We start from the raw sequence: 25,330 nt of genomic DNA, 5'->3' as shown, positions 1-25,330 counted from the left end.
TTTATTTTTTGAGGCCTTTGATAACCACATTACCGGTTCCTTCCTCAAGACAAGGATATTGAAATTCGGATTTTAGTTTTTTGGGATTGTTCACTAATTCATAAAAACCATCCAGATATTTAGTGGCTGATTTGATGGATTTTTCATCCAAGATCTTGCTATCGGAATACAAGTTGTAGATCGCCTCCTTTTTTGAATTATACAATGCAATCGTTTCATCAAAGACCTGCATGTCTTCCATACAATATCCCCTGTACCTTCTCTCCGTCACAGATAGCATTTGAAGTTCGGGTGCCGGCTTGGCATAGGGTGCCTCCACTATGCCGGCATGGTCAAAATCATAAGGAACAGCCACCGGCAAAGAAGCTTTATCCACATTTATCAATTTGATGTTTTGGCGGTATTGGATGGACCAATCCGTATTTCCAATCAAATATTGAAATACAGCCATCCTAAGAAAGTCAGGAATAGGAATACTTTCGGGTCGGATGAGTGACTGGTCTACCGAAGCCATCTGATTCCGTTCAGCCATCCGGTCTTCGTCCTCAATTAAAAAAGCGAATATGGGTTCATATTCTTTGGGCTTTGGAGAAAGGTCCTCGATGGTCAATTTTACCAAACGAACTTTGAAGCTTTGGTCGGTGATCAGGTTATAGAGCTTATATACATAAAATTCCCGCAACAAGAACTTTTCCCCTTTGCATGGCATGACAAGTTTGAGTTTGTCTTGATTTTGAAAAATGGTGTTGAGTACATTCTCCTTTGAGAAATTCAATAAAAGCGGCGGAAAGGTACAGATATTCATTTCCCTTCTAAAATGGCCCCTTGTTCTTACTTTTAGGGGGAATCCAGGAGTATTTTGCGAGTTATCCACATAGGACAATGAAAAATCAAAATACTGAGGTTCTCCTTGTGTGTCCTTAAAAAGCTTGTCAAAGTCTCCTTTCATGGAGATTTCAAGGATTTCTTCAGATTCAAAAAGTGGATCTCTTTGGGCGGTGGCATAAAAGGAAAACAGGAGAAGAATTACCCCGATACTGATAACTTTACGAACTTTCACCTGTATTTTCATTTGTCCTCTGTGTTGAAATCAAATCCCATTTTTAGAAAATAGAAATGTATTCTACTTTTAAGGTAAGTAAATTCTTTGTCATTTCCATACTCCTCCTTTTGGGAAATTGGGGTTGAGTGGCCTGATGGCCTGATTTCAACTGGCTACTTTTCCCAACCCCAAGCCGGACCGGGGCTTTCAACTACTTTGGTCAGGTCAAATTTTACAGAAAAGAAGCGGTCAGTTCCCATCCTTCTCAAATTGTAGGTAAAGGAGGTCTCATCTAAAGATATCCACCACACATTGGTAGCCGATGCGGGAATAAGGTCTGCAGTTTCTTGGTCTGCAGGGAAAAACTGGATGCCCGCCAAGCCTGTATTAGATGCAATTCCTCCGTATTGGGTGACTTTGTCAGGTGAACCATCTTCATGTCTGTGGTCATGCTTCAGTTTGATAAGGCCGTCTTGCATGGTCAACACCCATGTTCTGGATTTATCATCTCCCACAAAAAACGGAATGTGGATAAATCCCTCACCGCAATCCACGACGTGCATGACAAGCTTTTTCCCGGCAAAGGGGTCATTATCTGCAATGGGAGTAGTGACTACTCCTTGATAGGATTTACCACAATGTCCTGCAAGAGATTCCCAAAAGATTTGGTTCGCAGGTTTATTTTGTCCGAAAACGGGAAAGCTGACTACAGCCATCAGGATAAGAAGGAAATACCGTTTCATAAAGGAAATTAATATAGGATAGCAGAAAATTTAATACCGATAAAGCCTACAATATACAGGTTTTGGCCAAACACTTTCATTCCACAGGGCGTTCGAAAGACAGATGAAATACAAGAGAGTAATAGTTTGGTTTAAAAATGACTTAAGGTTGCTTGACCATGCAGCCTTATTCTCGGCATGCAAAGAGTCCTCTGAAATTATCCCTGTGTATTGCTTTGATCCGAGACAATTTGGCGAAGTGGAATTGGGAATTCAAAAAACGGGGGCATTTAGGGCAAAATTCCTGATAGAAGCTGTGGATAACCTCAGGTCAAACCTAATAGGAATCGGTGCGAATCTTGTCATCAGGATAGGAAAACCTGAAGAACTGATTCCTGAACTTTCAGTAGAATTCCAGGCGGAAGCCGTTTTTTTCTCAGAGGAAGCGACCTATGAAGAAAAAGCAATAGAAAAAAATCTTGAGAATGCAATATGGAAAAAGGGCATTGAAACAAGGACGTATTGGCAGAGTACACTATTCCACATGGAAGACTTACCTTTTCCTGTAAATCAAACGCCAGAGGTTTTTACCCAATTCAGAAAAGAATGCGAAAAGTTCAGTATAGTAAGAAAGACTTTTAAAATACCAGAAAAGGTCAATTTTCCTAAAACAGACCTTGATTTGGGTAACATTCCTGAGTTATCCACATTGGGATTACAAGAACCGGTTAATTCCAAAAAGGGAGTTTTGCCATTTTCAGGAGGTGAGTCAGCGGGCATGCAAAGGCTTCAAACTTATTTTTGGGAAAATGACTGTCTGAAGACCTATAAAGAAACCAGAAATGGATTGTTGGGGCCTGATTATAGCAGTAAATTTTCTGCATGGCTGGCTTTGGGCTGCCTGTCACCCCGGTATATTTACGAGGAAGTTCAGCGCTACGAAAAGGAAAGGAAAAAGAATGACTCCACTTATTGGCTGGTATTTGAATTGATCTGGAGAGATTACTTCAGGTTTATCAGTAAAAAACATGGCCGCAAAATTTTTCAGCTTCAGGGCATCAAAGAAAATGTGGATAACTGGCGAAAAGATGAAAAGCTATTCGCGGAATGGACTGAAGGAAAGACAGGTATCCCTTTTGTGGACGCCAATATGAGGGAACTCAATGCTACCGGATTTATGTCCAACCGTGGCCGTCAAAATGTCGCTTCTTTTCTCGTCAATGACTTGGGGATTGATTGGCGATGGGGCGCTATGTATTTTGAAAGTCAGCTGATAGACTATGACGTCTGTTCCAATTGGGGAAATTGGATGTATGTTGCCGGAGTCGGTAACGACCCAAGGGGAAACAGGTATTTCAATATCCTGAAACAAGCCAGCAATTATGACAAGAAGGGGGATTTCGTCAGGTATTGGATACCTGAATTGGCTAAAATTCCCGGTTTTGATATCCATCAGCCGAATACCCTGACCAAAAATGAACTGAAGGCTTATAGTGTTCATTTAGGTGCAAATTATCCACACCCTATTGTGGCTTTCTCTGCTAAAGAAAAAGGGGTATTGGTCAAAAATTGAAGCTATCCTAATTTCTTTAAAAAATCCTTGAGAATCTTTAAGGTCTCCTTTTCTGCTTCAAACATCCCCATATGGCCGACCTCTTGAAGTTCAAAGTAATCATCGGTATAGGGTTTGTGCATGCGGCTTCCTTCAATCTTGACCGCCCCATCCAAAACACCTGCGATCATCAGCTTTTTCCCCTTGAAGTTCTTCCAAACTTCCGTGCGGTCTTTTCTGTCCCGCATCGCCGATAAATAAGCAAGCACTCCTTTCTTGGAGCTTTTCTTTCCCAATGCGGTCAATTCTTCAATTTTGCTTTTATGGGTAATGCGGTGCTGTTCGCTAAAAAGCGGGGGAACAAATGAATCTATAAACTTATCCACACCATGTTTTTTGATAAAAGTGATGGTTTTGTTGCGGGTTTTCTTTTTTTCGAGATCATCCGGGAAAGCCGTGGAATGGAAAAGACCTATGGCGGTCAACTCATTCCCCATCAACTCAGCCAAAGCCAAGGTAACATACCCCCCCAAGGAATGTCCTATGACAGTTGGGTGGGTGATCCTGTTCTCTTCCATCCAATCATGAAGCATCACAGCAACTTCCTCTAATGTCATGCTATCCTGTTGCAAAGGACTTTCCCCAAAACCGGGCAGGTCAATACAATAAACAGTATGCGTTTTGGCCAATTCATCTGAAAAAGTTATCCACATTTCTTTGGATTCACAGAATCCGTGGATAAAAATGAGGGGCTTGCCTTGGCCGATTGAAACAAAGTTGATCATATGCCTAAAAATACAAAATCCCAACTTATGGCTGGGATTAAAATATTACGAAACTTTTCAAATGTTACTTTTCCACCACTGATTCAGCCATCTGCTTTACCGCATTTGCGATGCCTTCAGGGTCAAAGCCGCATTCTCTGTGGAGTTCGATCTGCTCTCCATGCTCTACAATCCTGTCCGGGATTCCAAGTCTTTTGACTTGTGCTTGGTAGCCGTTGTCTACCATCCACTCCAGCACTGCGGAACCAAATCCGCCCATCAGACAGCCGTCTTCCACAGTCACTACTTTTTTGAATTTACCAAAAACCTCGTGCAACATGGCCTCGTCAAGTGGTTTGACAAATCTCATGTCATAATGTGCAGGATTGAAACCCTCTTTTCCAAGCATTTCGCAGGCAGTAACGGCATAATTCCCAATATGGCCAATCGTCAAAATGGCGATGTCCTCTCCTTCTTTAATTATTCTACCCTGTCCTATCGGAATTTCCCTCATTGGAGTTTGCCAATCTACCATCACACCCTGTCCCCTTGGGTATCTGATAGAAAATGGTCCTTCAAATTTGGTCGCAGTGTACATCAGGTTTCTCAACTCCTCCTCATCCATAGGAGAAGAAACCACGAGATTTGGGATACACCTAAAAAATGAAATATCGTAAGCCCCATGGTGGGTAGGTCCGTCAGCACCTGCGAAGCCGGCCCTGTCGAGGCAGAACACCACCTGAAGATTTTGTAAGCATACATCGTGGATTACCTGGTCATATGCCCTTTGCATGAATGAACTGTAGATATTGCAAAAGGGAATCAAACCCTGAGTAGCCAATCCCGCTGAGAATGTAACCGCATGTTGCTCTGCTATTCCCACGTCAAATGCCCTGTCAGGCATTTCTTTCATCATGATATTCATGGAAGAACCGGAAGGCATTGCAGGCGTTACACCCATGATCTTGTCGTTTTCTTTGGCCAATTCGACAATCGTATTGCCAAAAACATCCTGGTATTTTGGAGCTTGGGGTGTGGTGGGTATTTTTTTATAAATCTCACCGGTCACCTTGTCAAAAAGTCCCGGAGCATGCCATGTGGTTTTATTGCCAGTCTCCGCCGGGGCGTATCCCTTTCCTTTTACTGTGATACAGTGGAGAATTTTTGGACCCGGAATGTCCCTCAAATCAGCCAAAATCTCCACCAAATGATGGACATCATGCCCGTCTACGGGTCCAAAATACCTAAGATTCAAAGATTCAAAAAGATTGCTTTGTTTCAAGACCGCGGATTTGATCGCACCTTCCACCTTGGATACGATATCCTGGGCTGAAGAGCCGAACATCGAAATTTTGCCGAGCAGGTTCCAAACCTCGTCTTTGACTTTATTGTAAGTATGGGATGTGGTAATGTCAGTCAGGTAATCCTTTAGCGCTCCGACATTGGGATCAATCGACATGCAGTTGTCATTCAGGATGATCAGCATGTTGGTGTCTGAAACGCCGGCATGGTTCATTGCTTCGAATGCCATTCCGCCAGTCATAGAACCGTCACCAATGACTGCGACATGTTGTTTTTTGAAATCTCCTTTGTATTTGGAAGCAACAGCCATACCCAATGCTGCGGATATAGAGGTACTGGAATGACCTACGCCGAAGGTATCATAGTCACTTTCTTTTCTTTTTGGAAAACCTGAAAGTCCTCCATATAGTCTATTGGTATGAAATTGCTCTTTTCGTCCTGTTAAAATTTTGTGGCCATAGGCTTGGTGACCTACATCCCAAACAAGTTGGTCTTCCGGAGTATTAAGTACATAATGTAAGGCTACTGTCAGTTCCACAACACCGAGACTCGCACCAAAATGCCCTCCATAAACGGATACATTATCGACTATAAACTGTCTCAGTTCATCGCAGATTTGTACTAGTTGATCCTTAGAAAGCTTTTTGAGATCGGCGGGTGAATCGATCTTTGAGAGTAATTTGCCAGGTTTTATGATCATCAGTGAAGCGGTTCTTACTAAAGGTAATTAACATTTGTCAAACCCAATTGTTTTCCGAAAATTTCTTCGAAGTTCAACAGGTTCAGAAAAGGGTCTTTTTACGGGCCAAATGAATAAATTACCATTATTTGAATATCTTTGAACAAGATTAATGTGCAAAATTAAGAAAATAAAATAGTTTACAGTGAGTTTTGAAATCAAATTACCACTTTTCGAAGGTCCATTCGATTTGATGCTCTTTTTCATCGAAAGGGATGAACTTGACATATATGATATTCCGATTTCAAAAATCACGAAGGATTTTCTTGATTATATCCACCAGCTGGAAAAAATGGAAATTGAGGTGGCGAGTGATTTTATCCTTTTTGCAGCCACATTGATGAAAATAAAATCAAAAATGCTGATTCCCCGTCCCGAATTGGACGAAAATGGGGAGGAGATAGATCCAAGGGTGGAACTGATACGGCATTTATTGGAATATAAAAAATACAAATCCGTCATCACTGAACTCTCCAAGCTGGAGGAAATCAGGCTGGCAAAAGAAGAGAGAGGCAATATTTTGGCAGAAATCAAACAGCTCGCAAAAGCAGACGATGTAGATGCCGAAATGCAGGACCTCGACCTTTACAAGCTGTTGAAGGTTTTTCAAAAGGTGATGACTAAATACAGTTCAAGGACCGACGAAACAAAACATACAGTAATTCAGTATCCTTATACCATTGAACAGCAAAAAGACTTTGTTCTCGAAAAAATGTTGCTTAAAAACCGCGTACCTTTTACTGAATTTATCAGCTACAAGCCGGAAAAAATCTTTGTTATTTATACTTTTTTAGCGATTTTGGAATTATTACAATTATCTATGGTTACCATTACAATAGGAGAAGGTTTTAACAATTTTTGGGTAGAAAAGCAGGAAACGGTTCCTTCGGTGTAATTTATGAAACTAGATAATAAGCAGATTTTTGCAACGCTCAACCCGAATAAGGTCTGGTTTCCGATTTTTATTGGTCTGGGTATCATTTTCCTGATGTTTTATCTTGATCCGAGTATCAATGCACAAACCCTGAAGGGTGTTTTTGACGGATCCATCTGGTGGATTTTATTGGCTATTGTCGTCATTTTGGGCCGTGATATTGGTTATATGTATCGGATACGGATTGTGACCGATCACCACCTTACATGGACAAGGGCATTTTACGTTATTGTGCTATGGGAATTTTCTTCGGCGGTGACTCCTTCGGTGGTGGGTGGTTCTGCTGTTGCGATTTTTATACTGAACAAAGAGGGAATCAAACTCGGAAAGGCCATCGCCTATGTCATGGTTACTGCCATTTTGGACAATTTATTCTTTGTCATCGGTGCACCTATTATCCTTTATTTTGCACAGGGGAATATATTTCCGGCGAGCAGGTTGATGGAAATGAGACTTGGAAGAAGCCTTGAAGTATTGTTTTGGGTCAGTTATGGCCTTTACGCATCCTATTCTTTGGTTATGGCTTTGGCCCTGTTTTATAAACCGCGGGTATTCAAGTGGGTTTTATTAAAGATTTTTTCAATCAGATGGCTTAGAAAATGGAAATATTCTGCAAATGAGTTTGGCAACCAAATCATAGATGCCTCTAAAGAGCTGATTGGGAAAAATTATAAATATTGGCTGACCATCATCGGTGCGACAATATTTGTCTGGAGTTCGAGATACCTCATGCTCAATGCTTTGATCGGAGCATATGAGTCTTTATCATTTAGTGACCACATCGTGATTTTTGCAAGGCAGGTGATTATGTGGATTGTGATGATGATTTCACCGACTCCCGGAAGCAGTGGTACTGCAGAATTCTTCTTCGGGCAATTCTTTGCCCAATTCTTGAATGGCTACACTTTCGTGACCAGTATCCTTTGGAGGATGCTGTCCTACTATCCATACTTGATATTGGGAGCCATTTTCCTTCCGCGGTGGATCAAACAGGTGTTTTTCAAAAAGAAAGAAGAGTAATCCCAAATTCTTAACTTTATCCTATGATCCAATCTCTCACTGCACATCAGACAAGTGAATTGGTGGATGGGGAAGTGATTTCCCAGACAGGTTCGGGGCTTGTGGGATGGATTTCTATTGATTCCCGAAATATCCTGGAACCTTCAAAAACACTTTTTATTGCCCTCAAAGGCGCAAAATTTGACGGTCATGAATTTATCAATCCGGTGTATCAGGAGGGTGTGAGGAATTTTTTGGTACAGAAAGGAAATCCTATCCCTGAATCCCTGACCAAGGACAGCACCTTTATCGCTGTTAATAACCCACACCAAGCCCTGCAGCAATTGGCAGCTTACGAGCGTTCTTTGTTTGCCGGACCATTGGTAAGCATTACAGGGAGCAATGGAAAAACCATCGTCAAAGAATGGCTGGGGCAAGTCTTGGGACAGAAATATGCGGTAGCAAAAAGCCCCAAAAGCTACAACAGTCAAGTAGGTGTACCGCTTTCTGTTTTTGGAATCGAGCAAAACCATCAGGTAGCCATCATGGAGGCCGGTATCTCCAAACCTGGAGAAATGGAAAAACTGGCAGCAATCCTTCGGCCTCAGATGGGGATTTTTACCAATATCGGAACTGCACATGAAGAAGGTTTTGAATCGATGGAACAAAAACTGGCAGAAAAAGCAAAGCTGTTTGACCAAAGCGAATTCATCATTTACCGGAAAGACCATCAAAAAATCCATGCGCATCTTTCCTCCAGATTTGCCGAAAAGAAACTCATCTCATGGTCAGATTTTGCAGGAGCGGACTATACACTTTCAGTCAAAAAGGAATCAGAACGCTCCAAAATCCTGTTAATGAAACCGGATTTGAGCGTTTTTACTTTTTCGGTTCCCTTTGCGGACCAGGCTTCTTTGGAGAATATCAGCCATGTGATTGTTGCATCACTTTCATTGGGCCTTGAAGAATCCCTGATCCAGGAAGGCCTCAACCACCTGAAGGCTGTTGAGATGCGGCTTACCCTGAAGCCGGGGATCAATGATTGCCTGATTATCGATGATACCTACAACAATGACTTGGCAGGCTTGAGGCTGGCTCTGGATTTTATGGCAGCGCAAAGGCCAAAAAGAAGAAAAGTCATCATTTTATCAGATATGCTTCAGGTGGGGAATGTAACTGAAGTATACCAGGAAGTCGGAAGCCTCCTTACACATCATCAGATTGATTTTCTGATAGGAGTAGGAGAAAAAATAGCCTCGGTAAAGGAAAGCTTTCATGGCAAAGCAGTCTTTTTTGCTGATACTGAAACCCTGCTTCTCCATGTCTCGCAAGAAGATTTTGAGAATGACTTGGTATTGGTGACCGGGGCGCGGAAATTCGGATTTGAGGTCATTGTCAACAGGCTGCAGCAAAGGATTCACGGGACTACCTTAGAAATCAACCTGAATGCGCTGACCCATAATTACAATTTTTATAAAACCCAGCTTCTTCCATCAACCAAAGTCATGGTTATGGTGAAGGCATTTGCTTATGGCGGTGGTGCAGCGGAAATCGCCAATCACCTCCAACAGTTACGTGCAGATTACCTCGCTGTGGCCTATACTGACGAAGGCGTCGCCTTACGGGAAGAGGGAATCCGATTGCCGATCATGGTACTCAATCCTGTTCAGGAATCATTTATCCACTTGGAAAAATTTGATCTAGAACCAGTGGTTTACAGTCCTGATTTTTTTCAGCAGTTGGGAAAATTCTGCCAAAACAGGGCTATCCACATGAAGATCCATTTGGACATGGATACCGGCATGCACAGGCTTGGTTTTGAAGCCGAGCATATTCCACGGTTGCTTTCCTTGATCCAAAGTTATCCACAATTGGAGATTAGGAGCATGTATACGCATTTGGTGGGAGCTGATGAAAGTATTCACAGGGATTTTTCATTGGAACAGCTTCGCTCTTTCCTCAGTATGTGCGAGGCCATCAGTTCCAACTTGGATTATATACCACTTCGTCATGCCCTTAATTCGGCAGGGATCATCCAATTTCCCGAATACCAAATGGACATGGTCCGATTGGGAATCGGACTCTACGGCGTCGAAGTCTCAGGAAAATTTGAATCCCATCTCAAATCCATCAGTACGCTGAAAACCACCATTTCCCAAATCAAATCCGTCCCCAAAGGGCAAAGCATCGGGTACAGCAGGAAGGGAATCATGGAAGAAGATGGTAAAATCGCCACCATAGCTTTGGGATATGCAGACGGCTATGACCGTAGGTTCAGCAACGGCAAAGGTTTTGTCCTCGTCCATGGAAAAAAAGCACCTGTCATCGGGAATGTCTGCATGGACATGACCATGGTCAATATCAGCGGTATTGAGGCCAATGAAGGAGATGAGGTGATTATCTATGGGCCGGGAATCTCCCTGAAAGAACTTTCTGAAAGAATAGGAACCATCCCCTATGAGTTACTCACCAATATCAGCAGCAGGGTAAAGCGGGTGTATTATCTGGATTGAGGGGAATAGAGGAAAGTTGGTCTCTTAAAATGAAAAGGCAATTATAGACTATCCCATCCTTACCGCAATCACCACAGCGGAAAGCACGGTCAGCCCTCCAATGGCCAAAATCGAAATATCAATGCCGTATGAATCTGCGATCAGGCCTGTGATGATCGCCCCGATGGCATAACCCAAATCCCTCCACAACCGAAATATCCCTATACTTTTGGCCCTGTCCTGAGGATGTGTATTTTCGGCAACGGTGGCGAGAAATGTAGGATAGACCATGGCGGTTCCCAAACCCAATACTGCAGACAACAGCACATAATGCGTCATGCTTCCGGCAAAAAGGAATAAACCCAATGCAATGCCTTGCAGTAGCATTCCGGTAAAGAGCAGGTGCTTTTTATTGAAAATATCTGCCATTCTCCCGGTAAAGAGTTGTCCGAATCCCCAAACTGCAGGATAGACAGCAGTGACGACACCTATTTGTTCCAGATCGAATCCTTTGGTTGCAAGTAATATTGGAAAAATCCCCCAAGCCATCCCGTCATTGAGGTTATTGACCAAACCGGCCTGTGTGACAGCGCCCAGGTTTGGGTGTTTCCAGGTAGTTTCCCAAAAAGGATTTTTCAATTTTGGAACATTAGAAAATGAATTCTCAGCTTCTACATGCTTCCGTGTGTCTTTGACAAGGAAAATGGAGACAGCCAAACCCAATAGAGACAGTCCAATTCCAAGGTAAAAGGGATATGGCCTCAAACCATATTCTGCCGCAATATATCCTGTCAAAAAAGCAACCAAAGCCACAGCAAGGTATCCGGCAAATTCATTCAAACCCATGGCAAAACCCCGCTGTTTTTCCCCAACAAGGTCAATTTTCATGACCACGGTACTGCTCCAAGCCAATCCCTGATTGATCCCAAGCAGGATGTTTGCGGCGACTATCCAGTTCCAACTTGGAGCAAATATCAGGATAAAGGGAACCGGAACTGCAAACAGCCAACCGATGGTAAGCAGATTTTTTCTCCCTACTTTATTGGCAAAAACTCCTGCAAAGTAATTGGTGATGGCCTTTACAATTCCAAAAACAATGATAAAGGATAGTATGGCCGTCTTGGCTGCAATGTGAAATTCCTGTTCGGCAATCTGTGGCAGAATGCTCCGCTCCAGGCCCACCATTCCGCCTACAAAGGCGTTGATGATGACCAAAAGTGTAAATTGCTTCCAGTTTTCTCTGAGACCGAGTTCTATTTTTTGCACTTCCCCTCCATTTGACCACACAAAATTCGGGGAGGCTCGGGTCGATTCCTTTTACAAATGTTAAAAAATCAACGCTGGGCGCGGATCCGGCTGAGGCTGACTTGCGTGATGCCTAGGTAAGAAGCGATGTACTTTAAGGGAATTCTTTTCAAAAAATCGGGGGATTCTTGGGTCAGGGCATGATACCTTTCTTCCGCACTGTGAAACTGTAGGCTCTCAATCCTGTTGACGGTTTCGACATAGGCAGATTCAAAGATTTTGCGGAAAAGGCGTTCTATGTCAGGAAATTGATCATAAAGGTCAAACAGTAAGGGGGAACTGATTCCGATAAAATCCGAATCTTCCAAAACCTGAATGCCTTTTCTACTCGGCTTCCCTGTAAAAAGGCTTTCTACCCTCGCAATCAGGGAGTTTTCGAAGGCAAAAGATTCGGTGATGTCTGTTCCGTCTTTGTAGTAGTAGATTCTTGCGATTCCTTTTTTGACAAAATAAATGGTCCGACAGGTATGACCGATGGATTGAAGGTCTTTGTTTTTGGGGATTTTGGAAAGGCTACAAATGGCTGCTATTGCTTCTTTGGACTCCTTCGAAATCCTGTGAAAAGTATCAAAATAATCAAACAGTGGGGAATAATCTATCGGGAAGTGGGAGCTTTGATCTGTCATTGGGAAATTAAATTTACATCCATTGAACTTTTAACACACATTATATCCATCCGGCACCAAGCGCCACTGAAACCATGATCAACAGTATTGCCACTGTCACTTGTAGGAATTTTAAAGTGACTTTTTTCAATAATTTATTTCCCAAATAAGCCCCTGCAATGGCTGAAAGTGTAGCAAATAGCACAACTGTGAGGTTATCTGTCAAATCTGCACTTACAAACCGTGTGGCATAGACCCCGAGTCGCGTTAAGTCCACAAATGTGGAAACCACAACTGCCGTTCCTATAAACGCTTCTTTGGACAATCCTGCCCTGATGAGGAAAGCAGCCCTAAGTGCGCCCTGATTTCCTGATAATCCTCCAAAAAACCCACTCAGAAATCCACCTAAAGGGAGTTTTTCCTTTCCAAATTGAAGTTTTTGAAAATAAGGTATCAAATCCATGGAGGCAAAAACGATCAGCAACAATGAAATAAGAAATTTGACGGGATAGACCAAAAAAGTTTTTCCAAAAAGATAATATGAAAATAAGGGTTGGAGGTCAGTGATCTGAAGCAACAACCAAGAACCCAAAAAAGCAGCAATGACTGCAGGAATACCAAAGCGGATCAAAACTTCCTTGTCTGCATTTTTCCCGACCAAAAACAACTTAAATATATTATTGAAAAAGTGTACCACTCCGGTCAATGCGATGGCAAGGTCCACCGGAAAGAAAACCATAAAGACCGGTGTCAAAATCGTCCCCAATCCAAACCCTGAAAAGAAAGTCAGGATAGCAGTCAGAAAAGCAGTGAGAGAAATGAGGAAGATGTCCATGGCTAAGTTTCGAAACCCAAGGTAAAGAGAAGCTTCAAAATGACAAAAGGTAGTCAGGTGACGATATTTTCGGAGCCGCTTGGTGGTTTATTCCGATGATCACAAATCCAAAAGGATGCTACCCAAATGGTGATTTTACCTTGATTATAAAGGGTAAAATGGTTCATTACCAAACATGTGTCCCACGGTTTTAAAATTCATAATCAATTAATTCCTTTTTTCTACAAGCCTGATTTGGTACATTTACATAATGTAAGCACTTGAAAATCAAATTTGACTTTGTAGGAACGTCGATCGCTCATCATTTTTTTTAGCTTACCGGTACTCCTTCAACACATATTGCCACCATTGGATTTGCTGATTTTATTGCAAAAACTATGCTGAATGCCCAGTAATTGACATAATTGAAAATAGCATTTCCATCGTTACAAAAAGAGTCATCATGAACTTAGCACCTGTTGAAGAATCAATCGAAGAGCTTATCGAGGTAGATACAGCCAATATCTTGTTTGCATCATTTGAAAAAAATGATCTTGACACAACCATCTTGGACAATTCAGGGCTTGCCTATGATCAAATTTTGTTGGACGGAGGAAAAGACAACGCAAATCCTGTATTCAATTTCATGACCCTCAAGCCGGCTCTTGACTACGCCACAGCTTCGGATTTTAGCCTGATCATTGGGACTGATTCAAAAAATGAAAGAATTACGCTAGCAGTAAAAAAGGATGAAAAAAGCGGATTTGTGATCCTCAACAGCCACCAACTCGCAGCCATACTTCTGAATATCTGGAAAGAATCCGGAAAATACGAGGATTTGGTATGCTTAAAATCCATACATACTTCCGATTTGGTAGAATATATGGCCATCAAATCCGGATTGAAATTTCAAAGTGAAATAATTGAACCGGGAGAGTTGAGGAACAGCCTGACGGAAATACAAAAGGCATATCCCAACAGTCCTGTTTGTGCTTTCAATATTGACCAACAGGTCTGTCATTCGGTGCTTGATTTTTCAGGAATCATTTTGGAAATCGCCCAAAAAGAAAATGAATTGAAAGCTTCAGGACAGACATTCTTTGACTACCTCATGGGAATTTACCATGAATTTGGCTTCTACAAGGAAAAAACCATTACTGTAGATTTGAATACTGACGCACAGCGTTCCCATTTGCTTTCGATCATGGATAACCTCAGAAAAAATCCAAAGTCGCTTGAGTCCACTTTCCCGCTGAACAGTGTGACGGATTACAAGAAAGGAGTGAAGTTCAATATTCTTACAGACAAACTGAACTCATTCGCCGGAAGTACAGAGAATATTCTGAAAATCGAATCCGCCAATAACCTTTCGGTAACCTTTGCTCCTTCCAAAACCAAAATGGTCTATTACATCAGTATCAAAGGTGGATTTATTTCCAAAGAAAAATATGTCATGAGAAACAAAGAAATGGATGCCGAAATCCTTCGCGTAATCCAGATGTTCAACAGAGGTCTCTGATCAAAAAAATCCCCAAGCTTAAGGTTTGGGGATTTTGTTTTTTTTGCCTGTCACTTTTTTGTACTTGTATTTCCATTTGGCCCTTGAATATTTTGGAACAGCCCTAAAAGACTGGATCATGATCAAAATCAGGATCACCAGAGTCACCGGAAAAATGGTTTGAAATCCCCAACCCAAATCAAGGAAAATACCAAACAATGCCGGTCCGATCGCTGAACTCAAAACCATGATCGAGGTAAACAGACTGCGGACCGTGCCGATGTAGGTTTGGCCAAAAAACTCCACCTGAAGTGCAGCGACGGTCGCGCTTCCAAATCCAACCGAGAATCCCATCAGGATATTGTATAAAAAAATCCCCCAAACATTGGGCACCAACCAAATAACCAACAAAGCCACCAAAAAGGGGAAGAGATAGAATGGAAAAAATGTCTTTGCCTGGTATTTGTCAATCAGCGGACCGGATAAGAGGATACTTGAAGAACTCGCAATCGCATAAGAAGTAAGTCCGGCAGCAGCCAACCCAATATTCCATTCTTTGAATTCGATGATGGCAAATTGATAGAAAAAGAGCCCTGTCACAGCAAATGGAATAAAAAAAATGTTTGGAGCCAAGAGCCAAAAAGCCTTGGATTTCATGATGTCCCTTTGGCGGATACGGTCCACTTTTTTCTCGGTATGACCTGCATCGGTTTCTCCACCTGATTCATTGACTAGGTGTTCGGATTTCAACACCAATAAGGTAAAAACCGTCACTACGATACTGACTAATGCGGCATTGAGCCAAAGAGATTCTCTCCAACCGATTTTTGAAATCACCACCAAAATTATTGCCGGCAATATCGCCTGGCCCAAAGGATGGCCCAAGGAAGCAAGGCTAATGGCTTTTCCCCTGTTTACATCAAAGTAACGGGACATCGAGGTGATTGCAATGTGGTTGTAAAGTCCCTGCCCGGCCAACCTCAACCCAAAAAATGCAATGGGGATGTACCACCAAGATTGGGAGATACTGAAGAAAAGCAAGGAGATGACAAAAGTGGCAGTTGTTGCCAAAGTGAATTTTTGGAGTGGAACCGTGTCTATCAATTTTCCCAATTTGGGCAAAGCCATCGCCGCCCCAATGGTGGCAAGACCATAAAAGGTACTCAGCAGGCCGTTTGACAGCTTAAATTCCTCCATCAAAAAGGGAACATACAGTGCCAGCAAAAACGTCTGCCCAAAACTCGATAAGGCAGTCATGATGATCCCAAAAATCACCATCACGCGGTTTTTACGGACAAACTGAAGATAGTTCAAGTTACAAAGAAGGTGGTTTGGGATGGATGTTAGCGATGAAAGGATTGCAACGATACCGTTTCCAAAGTTACATGTATTTAACATTACTTCCTTGAATGCAAAATCTGACCTTAAAATGTCAAAATTTTAAGGTCAGAAGGCGAAATTGACATTAAAAGAAAACCCTGCTTTGTCTTCACAAAGCAGGGTTTTTGAATCTTTGAGGTTTTAGAAACCTCGAAGATTTTATTTCGAAAAACAGAAACCATCGAGGTCCAAAAAAGACCTCAATGGTTTTTATTGTCCAACCAAGAATACCGCATTGGCAACCAGCAATTTCCCTGATTCCCAGAAAGAACGGAACATCGGATTGTCTGACATATAGACTATCTGTCCACGGCCTTGATTTTCGACACCATAAACCATGGATTTTGGCATTTTTGGTTTGATTTTGTTTCCGATATAGCCAAATCTATAGGCCTCGGCATCCGGGATTATCCCAACGTTGACACCGTTGTCAAGATAGGCATAGCGAGAACCGTTATTTTTCAGCGTAAAGAATTTGCCATCCATACCAAATCCAAGTGGGTGGGTAGGGTCAATTTTCACCTGATAGATTGCTCCGGCAGCTGTGGTAGAAATCCCCATTCTTTCCCTTTCCTGATATGGTTCAAGTCTTTCCACATTTAAGATTTCTTTTTGCTCTTTTTCTGCAGCTTTTTTCTCGTCCTCAGTATCATATTGGCTAAGGTCAAAACCGTTTTTATCTGCAAAAGCATTTAGTGCATTTTCAATGGCGATCAACTTACCTCCTGCCCTTACCCAATCCATCATTTTTTTCATGTTGTTTTCAGACAGGTAACTGCCCCAACTCGAAGGAAGGATGATTACATTGTATTTGCTCAAGTCAAACCTTCCCAAGCCTTCAGCATCCAGAATACTCACCGGATAATCAAGTTCCTGTTCAAAGAAGTACCAAAGTTCCCCGAAGTTCAAAGAAGAAGTACCTGCACCGCTCATGATGGCAATTTTTGGAGCGACGATCACTTTTACTTCTGAGGAGCCAAAATCACGGCCTTTGTCGACATAAGCAGAATTGCTGCTCTCCAAAGTGATTTCAAATTTATTAGCAATGTCGGTTACTTTCTTGTCAAAATCAGCGACATATTGGTTACCGTTTCGGTGGATGATCAAAGTTCCTATCGGATAGGACTTCCCGTTGATGTCAAAGGCCTTTTCTGCAAACCTTACTCTGATTTTGTTATTGATCAAAGCCGCCAAAAACTTGGCATGTTGGGTAGCATTCCAAGGAGCGAGGTATGCCAATGGCGATCCTTCCACCTTATTGGCTTCAAAAGCGGTTTTTTCAAATTTCTTTCCGGCATCCAACCTTGTCTCCATGGCATAAGCCTGCACGCCATAAGCATAAGGCAAAGCCCAGCTAGTGATGTCATAAGTGATGCTGTCCTGCAATTTTGCCTCAGGCTCAAACAGTACCTGCGTCAATACCGACTTTGGCTGATAGGCATTGATGACGATGTCCTTTTCGGTAGCGGCAAAAGTTCCTGCTTTTCCGGTATTGTAATCCAAACCTTTGAGTCCTGATGCTGCTTTGGCATAGCCATATTGGATCTTGTTTTTGTCAAGTAATGCCAAAAGGGCCTTGACGCGGTCCGGCTTTTGGTCTCCCTTGATGACAAAACTTTTATACTTGGTTTTTGGATTGCTGCTGCTTGTCTTGAAGTAATTGGCGAACTCATCTGTCAACCTTGCTGAATTTTGAGCAGTCACCTCCACTGCAGATATTCCTGCGGTATGTTGGTGCTCGATTCTTTCTCTCAATGTCACTGTATCCCCGAGGGCATTGAGCATTCCCAAACCAGCACGACCTGAACCGCCCTTTTCGATGGTCATCCCAATTGCTCCGCTATACATGGGATAGGTGTCCCCATAAGATGGATAAAGCAAGTCAAAGCGCTCTTTGGTAAAATACATCCAGCCTTGCTCATCAAATTTCTTGGCTGTATTCTTTCCGTAAATGATCTGAAATTCATTTTGAAAAGCAGACACCTGTTCATGGATTGGCTGTGCTGCCGGGGCAAAGTAAAACGGTTCGTTGATGCCTTGCTCATGGTAATCCACAAAAAGATGCGGCATCCAGTCGTGGTAAAGCTTCAGTCTTTGTTGGGTTTCTTGCTGTGTCTGCCATGCCCAGTCTCTGTTGAGGTCCATCAGGTAATGGTTTGGACGGCCACCCGGCCAAGGTTCGGAATGCTCCATAGACTGTGGATCGGGCTGTAATCTGTTGTTTTGTTTTTGGTTATACCAAACTGTATATCTGTCTTTTCCGTCAGGATTGGCACATGGATCGAGGATCAGCACCTGATTTTTCAACCAATCTTTAGATTGGGAATTGTTTGGATCGGCTATTTGCCAAAAAGTCATCATGGCAGCTTCGGTGGCCACTGCCTCATTGCCGTGGACATTGTATTGCATCCAATTGAGAGCAACTTTGGTTGAAGGAGTTCCTTCCACCATTCCTGTTCTGCGGAGGTTATCCAATCGGATGTCCTCTAATTTTCCCATGTTCTCAGGTGTAGAAACTATGGCAACAAAAAGAGGGCGGTGTTCATAAGTCTCTCCGTAATATACCAATTTTACATTAGGAAGTGTGGCAGCCAAATGCTCAAAATAGGCCACAACACGGTGGTGGGGTGTAAATCTGTCACCCAACTTATAGCCCAAGAAATCCTCCGGGCTTTTTTGGGCAAAGGTTGTGTTGGCTAGTAGGAGCGCCAAAACCAAAGCGTAAATTTTTCTCATAAAGGAATATTTGAATGAAATGGGCGGTAAGATAAGGGGAATTACAAAACCCTGCAAAGGAAATGGACTGAAGGATTTAAGATTGGGGATTGTCGGTGAAAATGAAGGAGAGCTTGGCTCTAGGCTCTAATATCTAAATTTTAAAAAGTAGGACCCAAGGGTCCGCGATAGCTATCGGGACGAACCCACGACCTCAGAAAAAGATTGTGGGACCTAAGGGATTCGAACCCATGACCTCTGCTCTGTCAAAGCAGCGCTCTAAACCAACTGAGCTAAGATCCCATAAAATAAATATAATCAGCGCTTCAAACCTCCCGATGGCTATCGGGATGAGCTAAGATCCCGATTTGAGGCTGCTAAAATCAGGAATGATTTTGGGATTTCAAAGTTCTGTTTTGATATCTCTCGGCATTTCGGAGAAAATCTTGAAATGGCCCAGTTATTAAGTCACGAAAAAGTTTCTGTGTGGCTGTGGTTATTAAATCGCCACATTGACTGCCGCCATCACCGCCTTTTGAAAAATGTCTATGGCAGCATTGGCCGCTTTTTGAGCGATGGCTTTTGAAATTACTGCTATTGCATGCAATTGGGCCTCCGCAATTAGTTTCTCATCTTCCATTCTGGATTCAAACCTAGCTTGGGAAATCTCCTTTTTGATCAATAGATCTGCCAATAATTCAAGTCGCTCCTTGCGGCGGGCTAGAAAAGCATTTGTTGGCTGTTTTACTTCTTCCCAATTTTCAGCAACATTCTGTTTGATGGCATCTGTCATCAGAAAAAGGACTTCATTGATATCAAAGTTCATATTGATAGGGTTAATTTGGTGGATTATCAGCTATTGCTTTTCCTTTTTCGGCAATCAGCATGGCATACATGAGGTCATTCATAGCCAGCATGTTTAATTTGATCAGGCCATCGGGGATGGCATCGTCTTCCTTGTGTTCCTGTTTGTATTTTCGCCAGATCTGTAAAGTGATTTCACAGATGCGTGTGGAATGGGTATTGAGGGGTTTGACTTTATTTTTATTAAGTAGAGAAATCAGCTCCACCTCGATATTGATATATCCCTCCCGGAACTTTTCATATGCCCGTCCACCATCCTTGTTGTCATGAAGGTCCATCATGGTCAAATAAAATCTGTCAATCTCTTTGGAAGTACTTTCAATCTGTTCTTTGAGCTGTGCATCATAACTTGGCACAAGTGTGATTTTGCAACCTGAAATTCCAAAAAATAGCCCTAGGGAAAGTAAGGCTAAAGATCTGTGTAGAAGTACTGTTTTCATAGAATTATAAAATGTCGGGACTTTTGTTATTACACAAACTCTATTCAATTTGATCGGCTAAAGCCAAAAAGAATAATAAATAAATAAATATATGAAAATCAGCAGATTAAAAAAACAAAACCTGATCACCCTTTTTCCCAGACAAAAACCCCCATTGCTCTTTGTCCATGCACAAGGACGCTTTTTGCCGGCTCGAGGTATTTGAATCTGTATTTCGAAACAATCTCTTTTTCCAATGAATCAGTCAACAGAAACCGCTCTGATCCATCAGGCAACAAATAAACGCCATCACCAAGATGTGGAGATTTTTCCTGCATTTCTCCTTGGCTAGTCGTCATTCTTAAGAAAAAGATTCCTCCGGGTTTCAGGACCCGCATCATCTCCTCCATCATTTTCAAAAAGTGGGTTTCACTTGTGGCAAAGTGTAAAACGGCTGAGCTGATAACCGCATCGAAAGCTCCCTGATGAAAGGGTAGTTTTTCAATCAATGAAGTCTGAAAGCGGTAAACGTCATACTCTTTTTGGATGGTCTGTGCATAAATCCTCGCCATCTGAATGGCGATGGGATTGCTGTCGGCCCCGAATATTTGGTAGCCTTCATGCAGAAAATAGACCGTGTTTCTCCCCTCTCCGCAACCGGCATCAAGGATTTTCATTTCCTTGGTAAATCTCCCTTTGAGAATCTGGTCCAGGAGGTAGATATCAATATTGCCTAATAATTGATTGAGGGATTTAATGTCCATTTTCGTATTTATTTATGGCAGCCAGGGCTTTTTGCCTGCCGATTTCAATCAATTCGGCAGCTCTATGAAATTCCAAAGTTCCTGCCTGGATTCTTGAAATCTCCACAATGATATCAACTTGATATTTTTCGAGAACCAACTCGGAAAGCCTGTCCTGAAGCATGTCAAAGGAATAATTGAGCAGGTCCAAGGAACTCATTCCCTTTAGTTTTTCCTCTTTCTCATTAGAGGAAAAATAGGCAGAAAACTTCTGCCTGTATTCTGTAAGCCAATTGGGCAGCTTAACTTTAGTAGAATCACTTTCTTTTTTCTCCTTTTCCTTCAAGTTTTCTACAAAAGCAGTTTTGGGTCCGTTCAGGTCAACCGCAAAAACCAGATCAGCAATTTTATCTTTGGGAATAAGGTTCAAGGGAATAGGATTCAGGATACTGCCGTCAATGAATTCTTTGCCATGGATTTTGGAAGGAGTAAATACCGTCGGAATCGAGGCAGAGGCTCGGATAGCGGAATAAAGACTTCCTTTTCTGAAAATGTGTTCTTTGCCAGCGGGAATCTCCACGGCATTACAGACAAAGGGTATATTCAAATCCTCAATTTGATAGTCTTCAATGATTTTTTGTAAAGCTCCGAAAACCTTTACCCCTTTGATAAATCCCTTGCTTGAAATAGTAAAGTCCATCAGGGAAAAAACATCGATCCTGTCCAGATTACAGATCCAATCCTTGAATTTGGGCAAGTTGCCACTTGCATACATGCCTCCGATCAGGGCCCCGGCAGAGCAGCCCGCAATTGATACAATCTCATATCCTGATTCTTCAAGCGCCTCTATGACACCGATATGTGCCATTCCCCTTGCTCCACCACTTGAAAGTACCAATGAAACTGTTTTTTTGCTCATGGTTTAAATTAATTATGAAAAATGAATGCTACTTTTCTATTTCGAAAAACGAAATTAAGCAATTATGGGTCAATTCAAGCCTTTTCACCTTGCATTTCCTATCAGAGACATCGGGGAAACGCGTCAGTTTTATGGAGATCTATTGGGCTGTGACATCGGCAGAAGTACCGACAAGTGGATAGATTTCAATTTCTTCGGGCATCAGCTTTCTGCCCATATCAAGCCTGAGGAGCTTTCAATGGCCAAAGCCAATGAAGTAGATGGGAAAAATGTGCCTGTCAGACATTTTGGGGTAATCCTACCTTGGGAAGAATGGCATTCATTGGCAGATAAGCTTCGTGACTACGGGATCGAATTTGTGATTGAACCTTATATCAGGTTCAAAGGAGAGGTCGGCGAGCAGGCCACCATGTTTTTCTTGGATCCCTGCGGTAATGCTTTGGAGTTCAAATCCTTTCAGGACGAAAGTCAGATCTTTGCTAAATAGCATTTCCGTCACTCTGGCATGATTGTACGTCACCCTGAGTGAAGCGAAGGGTCTCACCAAAATTAAATGAGATCCTTCTGTCGTACCTCCTTCAGGATGACACGACACCAATCATCATTACATTTTCTGTAAACACGAATTTTAACAATTCAGAATGACGGAGAAATTACTGTTATATTAAATCTGAGAATTTACATAAATGACTCCCTCAGGTATTTGCCTGTGTAATTTCCCTCTGTTTCCATCAAGGCTTCCGGGGTTCCCTCAAAAGTCACATAACCCCCTTTTTCTCCACCCTCAGGTCCCAAATCGATCACCCAATCGGCTGCTTTGATCACTTCGGTATTGTGCTCAATGATAATAACCGAGTGACCTTGGTCTATCAGGGCATTGATCGAATGGAGGAGCTTTCGGATGTCGTGAAAATGCAGTCCCGTCGTCGGTTCATCAAAAATAAACAAGACATGGTCTCCGGGTTTGGTGGCTCCTTTTCCAAGGAAAGAAGCGAGTTTGACCCTTTGGGCTTCACCTCCGGAAAGTGTATTGGAAGATTGTCCCATTCCTATATATCCCAACCCAACTTCCTGCAGCGGTTGGAGTTTGTTGATGATTTGGGATTTTCCTTTGAAAAATTCCATAGCCTCATCGATGGTCATGTCTAAAACATCGGCGATGTCTTTGTCATGGTATTTGATATCGAGGATTTCATTTTTAAAGCGTTTTCCTTTGCAGGATTCGCATGTCAGATGAATGTCCGCCATAAACTGCATCTCGACAGTCACAGTTCCTTCGCCCTGACACGCTTCGCATCGTCCACCATCCACATTGAAAGAAAAGAATGCCGGTTTGTATCCTCTTTGCTTGGCCAAAGTCTGGTCGGAATACAAAGTTCTGATCGCATCGTAGGCTTTAACATAAGTGACTGGATTGGACCTTGAGGATTTCCCGATGGGATTTTGGTCGACAAATTCAATCTGGGTAATCTTTTTATAACTGCCATCCAATTTGTCAAACTTGCCTGTTTCATCGATGACGGTGCCTAGTGTTTTTCCGAGAGCAGGATATAAAACCTTTTTGATCAAGGTGGATTTACCTGATCCGCTGACACCAGTGACGCAGGTCAGGGTGTTCAATGGGAATTTGACAGTCAGGTTTTTGAGGTTGTTTTCTCTTGCACCTTTGACGATAATCGTATCCCTGAATTTTCGGTTCTGGGCCTTATTTTGGATTTTTTCTTCGCCTTTTAAATAGCGGGCGGTATAGGTATTTCCTTTGATCATCAGCTCTGTCAGGTCTCCCTGAAAAACCAACTCCCCACCCAAAACACCTGCATCCGGTCCGATATCGATGATTTGATCCGCTGCTTTCATGACTTTCTCCTCGTGCTCCACCACGATCACGGTATTGCCCATATCCCTCAGGGCCTTCAACACCTCAATCAACCTGTCGGTATCCCTTGGGTGGAGGCCGATACTTGGTTCGTCAAGGATATACATCGAGCCAACCAATGCCGAACCCAATGATGTCGCCAATTTGATTCTTTGGTATTCCCCACCTGAAAGTGAGGAAGTGAGACGGTTTAATGTCAGATACCCCAACCCTACTTTGTCAATGTATTCCAACCTGTTGATGATTTCTTTGAGCAGGCGGTTGGCAACTTTATGTTCTGCCTCCGTAAACTCAATATTCTTGAAAAAATCAAAGGCCTTCTCGATCGGCAGCAACACCATATCGGTGATAGACTTTCCATTGATTTTGACATAGGAAGCATCTTTTCTCAATCTTGTCCCCCTACAATCCGGACAGGTGGTTTTGCCTCTGAACCTGGAAAGCATGACGCGGTACTGGATTTTATGTGTTTTGGTTTCCAAGTCTGCAAAAAAGTCATTGAGACCTTGGAAGTAGGAATTCCCTGTCCAAATGAGTTCTCTTTGCGCTTCATCCAAATCTTCATAGGCTCGGTGGATCGGAAAATCAAAATAGATTCCTTTTTTTACCAAGGGTTCCAACCATTTGCCTGAACTCTCGCCTCTCCATGGAGCGATTGCTCCTTCATAGACAGAAAGACTTTTGTCAGGGATGATCAGATCCGGATCAAGTCCGAGGACAGAACCAAAGCCTTCACATCTTTTGCATGCACCATAGGGATTGTTGAAGCTGAAAAAGTTGACTGAAGGGAGCTCAAAACTCATCCCATCCAGCTCAAAACGATCGGTGAACGTTTTCTTTTCCTTTCCGGGTATGGTTACAGTACATTCCCCATGGCCTTCATAAAAAGCCGTCTGTACTGAATCCGCGATCCTGAACTGATTGTCCTCGTCTTCCTTTTGGATGGAGATACGGTCGATCAAAATCTGATAGTTTCCTTTTGGAAGGGTAGGTGCTCCTACCAAATCCTCCACAAAATAGGCATCCCCATCTACGAGTACACGGGTGAATCCTTTCTGAAGAAGCAGTTCCATTTCTTTGAGCATCGTCCTGCCATTCATCTGCTGCAGGGGACAGGAGATCATCACTTTCTCCCCTTCTTCGAAAGTGTGGATAAAGTCCACCACATCGCTGACGGTATGGTGCCGGACTTCATCCCCGCTTACAGGTGAGATGGTCTTGCCTATTCTGCTAAAAAGAAGCTTGAGGTAATCGTATATTTCGGTGGTCGTCCCTACAGTAGACCGGGGATTTTTGGTACTTGCTTTCTGTTGGATGGCGATGGCCGGGGAGACACCTTTGATGTATTCGACATCCGGTTTTTCCATTCTTCCTAGAAACTGACGGGCATAAGAGCTCAGACTTTCGACATACATTCTTTGGCCTTCGGCAAAGAGTGTGTCAAATGCCAGGGAGGATTTTCCCGAACCGGAAAGTCCGGTGATTACCACAAGTTTATTTCTCGGAATGGCGACGCTCAGACTTTTGAGGTTGTTGACCTTGGCGTTTTTGATGATGATGAATTCCTTGGGATCAAGGTTTTCTATGGAAGGAGATTGAAATTCGGTGCTTACACTCATAAATGCAAAGTTACCCAAACAACAGCT

Annotated in this window: 20 protein-coding genes and 1 tRNA gene; 6 read left to right on the top strand and 15 right to left on the bottom strand. The window is 42.6% G+C overall.

The window, feature by feature from the left end; translation table 11 throughout:
- Window position 1 precedes the first annotated feature (1 nt).
- Both DQW11_RS09305 and DQW11_RS09300 read right to left on the bottom strand, forming a co-directional pair.
- Entirely contained in the window at window positions 2-1,072 is a 1,071-nt protein-coding gene (locus DQW11_RS09305; protein ID WP_113923805.1) for a hypothetical protein, read from the bottom strand.
- A 143-nt stretch (window positions 1,073-1,215) separates the two neighbouring features.
- The gene (locus tag DQW11_RS09300) at window positions 1,216-1,785 is read right to left on the bottom strand and encodes a hypothetical protein (protein ID WP_113923804.1); all 570 of its coding nucleotides are present in this window, start codon (window positions 1,783-1,785) and stop codon (window positions 1,216-1,218) included.
- 103 nt (window positions 1,786-1,888) lie between these two features.
- Between DQW11_RS09300 and DQW11_RS09295 the strand changes: the two genes are divergently transcribed.
- Window positions 1,889-3,337, top strand: a complete 1,449-nt coding sequence (locus tag DQW11_RS09295) for a DASH family cryptochrome (protein ID WP_113923803.1) — start codon at window positions 1,889-1,891, stop codon at window positions 3,335-3,337.
- A 2-nt stretch (window positions 3,338-3,339) separates the two neighbouring features.
- Here the strand turns inward: DQW11_RS09295 and DQW11_RS09290 are convergent, their stop codons facing one another.
- Together DQW11_RS09290 and dxs are read right to left on the bottom strand one after the other, a co-directional pair.
- Entirely contained in the window at window positions 3,340-4,101 is a 762-nt protein-coding gene (locus tag DQW11_RS09290) for an alpha/beta fold hydrolase (protein WP_113923802.1), read from the bottom strand.
- Between the two features lie 64 nt (window positions 4,102-4,165).
- Entirely contained in the window at window positions 4,166-6,082 is a 1,917-nt protein-coding gene (gene dxs / locus DQW11_RS09285; protein ID WP_113923801.1) for a 1-deoxy-D-xylulose-5-phosphate synthase, read from the bottom strand.
- A gap of 184 nt (window positions 6,083-6,266) precedes the next feature.
- Between dxs and DQW11_RS09280 the strand changes: the two genes are divergently transcribed.
- From DQW11_RS09280 to DQW11_RS09270, 3 genes are read left to right on the top strand one after another with little or no spacing between them, the layout of a single operon-like run.
- Entirely contained in the window at window positions 6,267-7,016 is a 750-nt protein-coding gene (locus DQW11_RS09280; RefSeq protein WP_113923800.1) for a segregation and condensation protein A, read from the top strand.
- A 3-nt stretch (window positions 7,017-7,019) separates the two neighbouring features.
- Complete coding sequence (locus tag DQW11_RS09275; RefSeq protein WP_113923799.1) at window positions 7,020-8,075, top strand: lysylphosphatidylglycerol synthase transmembrane domain-containing protein; 1,056 nt, start codon at window positions 7,020-7,022, stop codon at window positions 8,073-8,075.
- Between the two features lie 23 nt (window positions 8,076-8,098).
- Window positions 8,099-10,567: a bifunctional UDP-N-acetylmuramoyl-tripeptide:D-alanyl-D-alanine ligase/alanine racemase gene (locus tag DQW11_RS09270; RefSeq protein WP_113923798.1), complete on the top strand. Its 2,469-nt coding sequence runs from the start codon at window positions 8,099-8,101 to the stop codon at window positions 10,565-10,567.
- 48 nt (window positions 10,568-10,615) lie between these two features.
- On the opposite strand, the gene DQW11_RS09265 is transcribed toward DQW11_RS09270, so the two are convergent.
- From DQW11_RS09265 to DQW11_RS09255, 3 genes are all read right to left on the bottom strand, one after another.
- A complete protein-coding gene (locus DQW11_RS09265; protein ID WP_113924206.1) occupies window positions 10,616-11,812 on the bottom strand; it encodes an MFS transporter in 1,197 nt (398 codons plus the stop codon).
- 68 nt (window positions 11,813-11,880) lie between these two features.
- Entirely contained in the window at window positions 11,881-12,477 is a 597-nt protein-coding gene (locus DQW11_RS09260) for a Crp/Fnr family transcriptional regulator (RefSeq protein WP_113923797.1), read from the bottom strand.
- 40 nt (window positions 12,478-12,517) lie between these two features.
- Entirely contained in the window at window positions 12,518-13,291 is a 774-nt protein-coding gene (locus DQW11_RS09255; RefSeq protein ID WP_113923796.1) for a sulfite exporter TauE/SafE family protein, read from the bottom strand.
- A gap of 442 nt (window positions 13,292-13,733) precedes the next feature.
- On the opposite strand from DQW11_RS09255, the gene DQW11_RS09250 reads away from it, so the two are divergent.
- Entirely contained in the window at window positions 13,734-14,789 is a 1,056-nt protein-coding gene (locus tag DQW11_RS09250) for a hypothetical protein (protein WP_113923795.1), read from the top strand.
- 18 nt (window positions 14,790-14,807) lie between these two features.
- Here the strand turns inward: DQW11_RS09250 and DQW11_RS09245 are convergent, their stop codons facing one another.
- From DQW11_RS09245 to DQW11_RS09215, 7 genes are all read right to left on the bottom strand, one after another.
- The gene (locus DQW11_RS09245; protein WP_232826713.1) at window positions 14,808-16,082 is read right to left on the bottom strand and encodes an MFS transporter; all 1,275 of its coding nucleotides are present in this window, start codon (window positions 16,080-16,082) and stop codon (window positions 14,808-14,810) included.
- A 276-nt stretch (window positions 16,083-16,358) separates the two neighbouring features.
- The gene (locus DQW11_RS09240) at window positions 16,359-18,884 is read right to left on the bottom strand and encodes a M14 family metallopeptidase (protein WP_113923794.1); all 2,526 of its coding nucleotides are present in this window, start codon (window positions 18,882-18,884) and stop codon (window positions 16,359-16,361) included.
- A gap of 207 nt (window positions 18,885-19,091) precedes the next feature.
- Window positions 19,092-19,166: transfer RNA gene (locus DQW11_RS09235), tRNA-Val, on the bottom strand.
- A 196-nt stretch (window positions 19,167-19,362) separates the two neighbouring features.
- Entirely contained in the window at window positions 19,363-19,689 is a 327-nt protein-coding gene (locus DQW11_RS09230) for a hypothetical protein (protein WP_113923793.1), read from the bottom strand.
- 10 nt (window positions 19,690-19,699) lie between these two features.
- The gene (locus DQW11_RS09225) at window positions 19,700-20,167 is read right to left on the bottom strand and encodes a hypothetical protein (RefSeq protein ID WP_113923792.1); all 468 of its coding nucleotides are present in this window, start codon (window positions 20,165-20,167) and stop codon (window positions 19,700-19,702) included.
- Window positions 20,168-20,292: 125 nt separating this feature from the next.
- Window positions 20,293-20,910 carry a class I SAM-dependent methyltransferase gene (locus tag DQW11_RS09220; RefSeq protein ID WP_113923791.1) on the bottom strand — a complete coding sequence of 206 codons (618 nt, stop codon included), beginning with the start codon at window positions 20,908-20,910 and terminating at the stop codon, window positions 20,293-20,295.
- Window positions 20,900-21,808: a patatin-like phospholipase family protein gene (locus tag DQW11_RS09215; protein ID WP_113923790.1), complete on the bottom strand. Its 909-nt coding sequence runs from the start codon at window positions 21,806-21,808 to the stop codon at window positions 20,900-20,902. Before DQW11_RS09215 ends, DQW11_RS09220 begins: the two co-directional genes overlap by 11 nt.
- A 64-nt stretch (window positions 21,809-21,872) precedes the next feature.
- Between DQW11_RS09215 and DQW11_RS09210 the strand changes: the two genes are divergently transcribed.
- On the top strand, window positions 21,873-22,295 hold the full coding sequence (locus DQW11_RS09210; RefSeq protein WP_113923789.1) for a VOC family protein: 423 nt from the start codon (window positions 21,873-21,875) through the stop codon (window positions 22,293-22,295).
- 191 nt (window positions 22,296-22,486) lie between these two features.
- Here DQW11_RS09210 and uvrA read toward each other — a convergent pair whose 3' ends face one another.
- Window positions 22,487-25,303 carry an excinuclease ABC subunit UvrA gene (uvrA, locus tag DQW11_RS09205; protein ID WP_113923788.1) on the bottom strand — a complete coding sequence of 939 codons (2,817 nt, stop codon included), beginning with the start codon at window positions 25,301-25,303 and terminating at the stop codon, window positions 22,487-22,489.
- Between the last annotated feature and the right edge of the window lie 27 nt (window positions 25,304-25,330).

This window comes from Cognataquiflexum aquatile (assembly GCF_003316845.1).
Classification (GTDB): domain Bacteria; phylum Bacteroidota; class Bacteroidia; order Cytophagales; family Cyclobacteriaceae; genus Cognataquiflexum; species Cognataquiflexum aquatile.
Note: the sequence above shows the minus strand (reverse complement) of the source record. Positions and strands in the feature narration are given on the sequence as shown.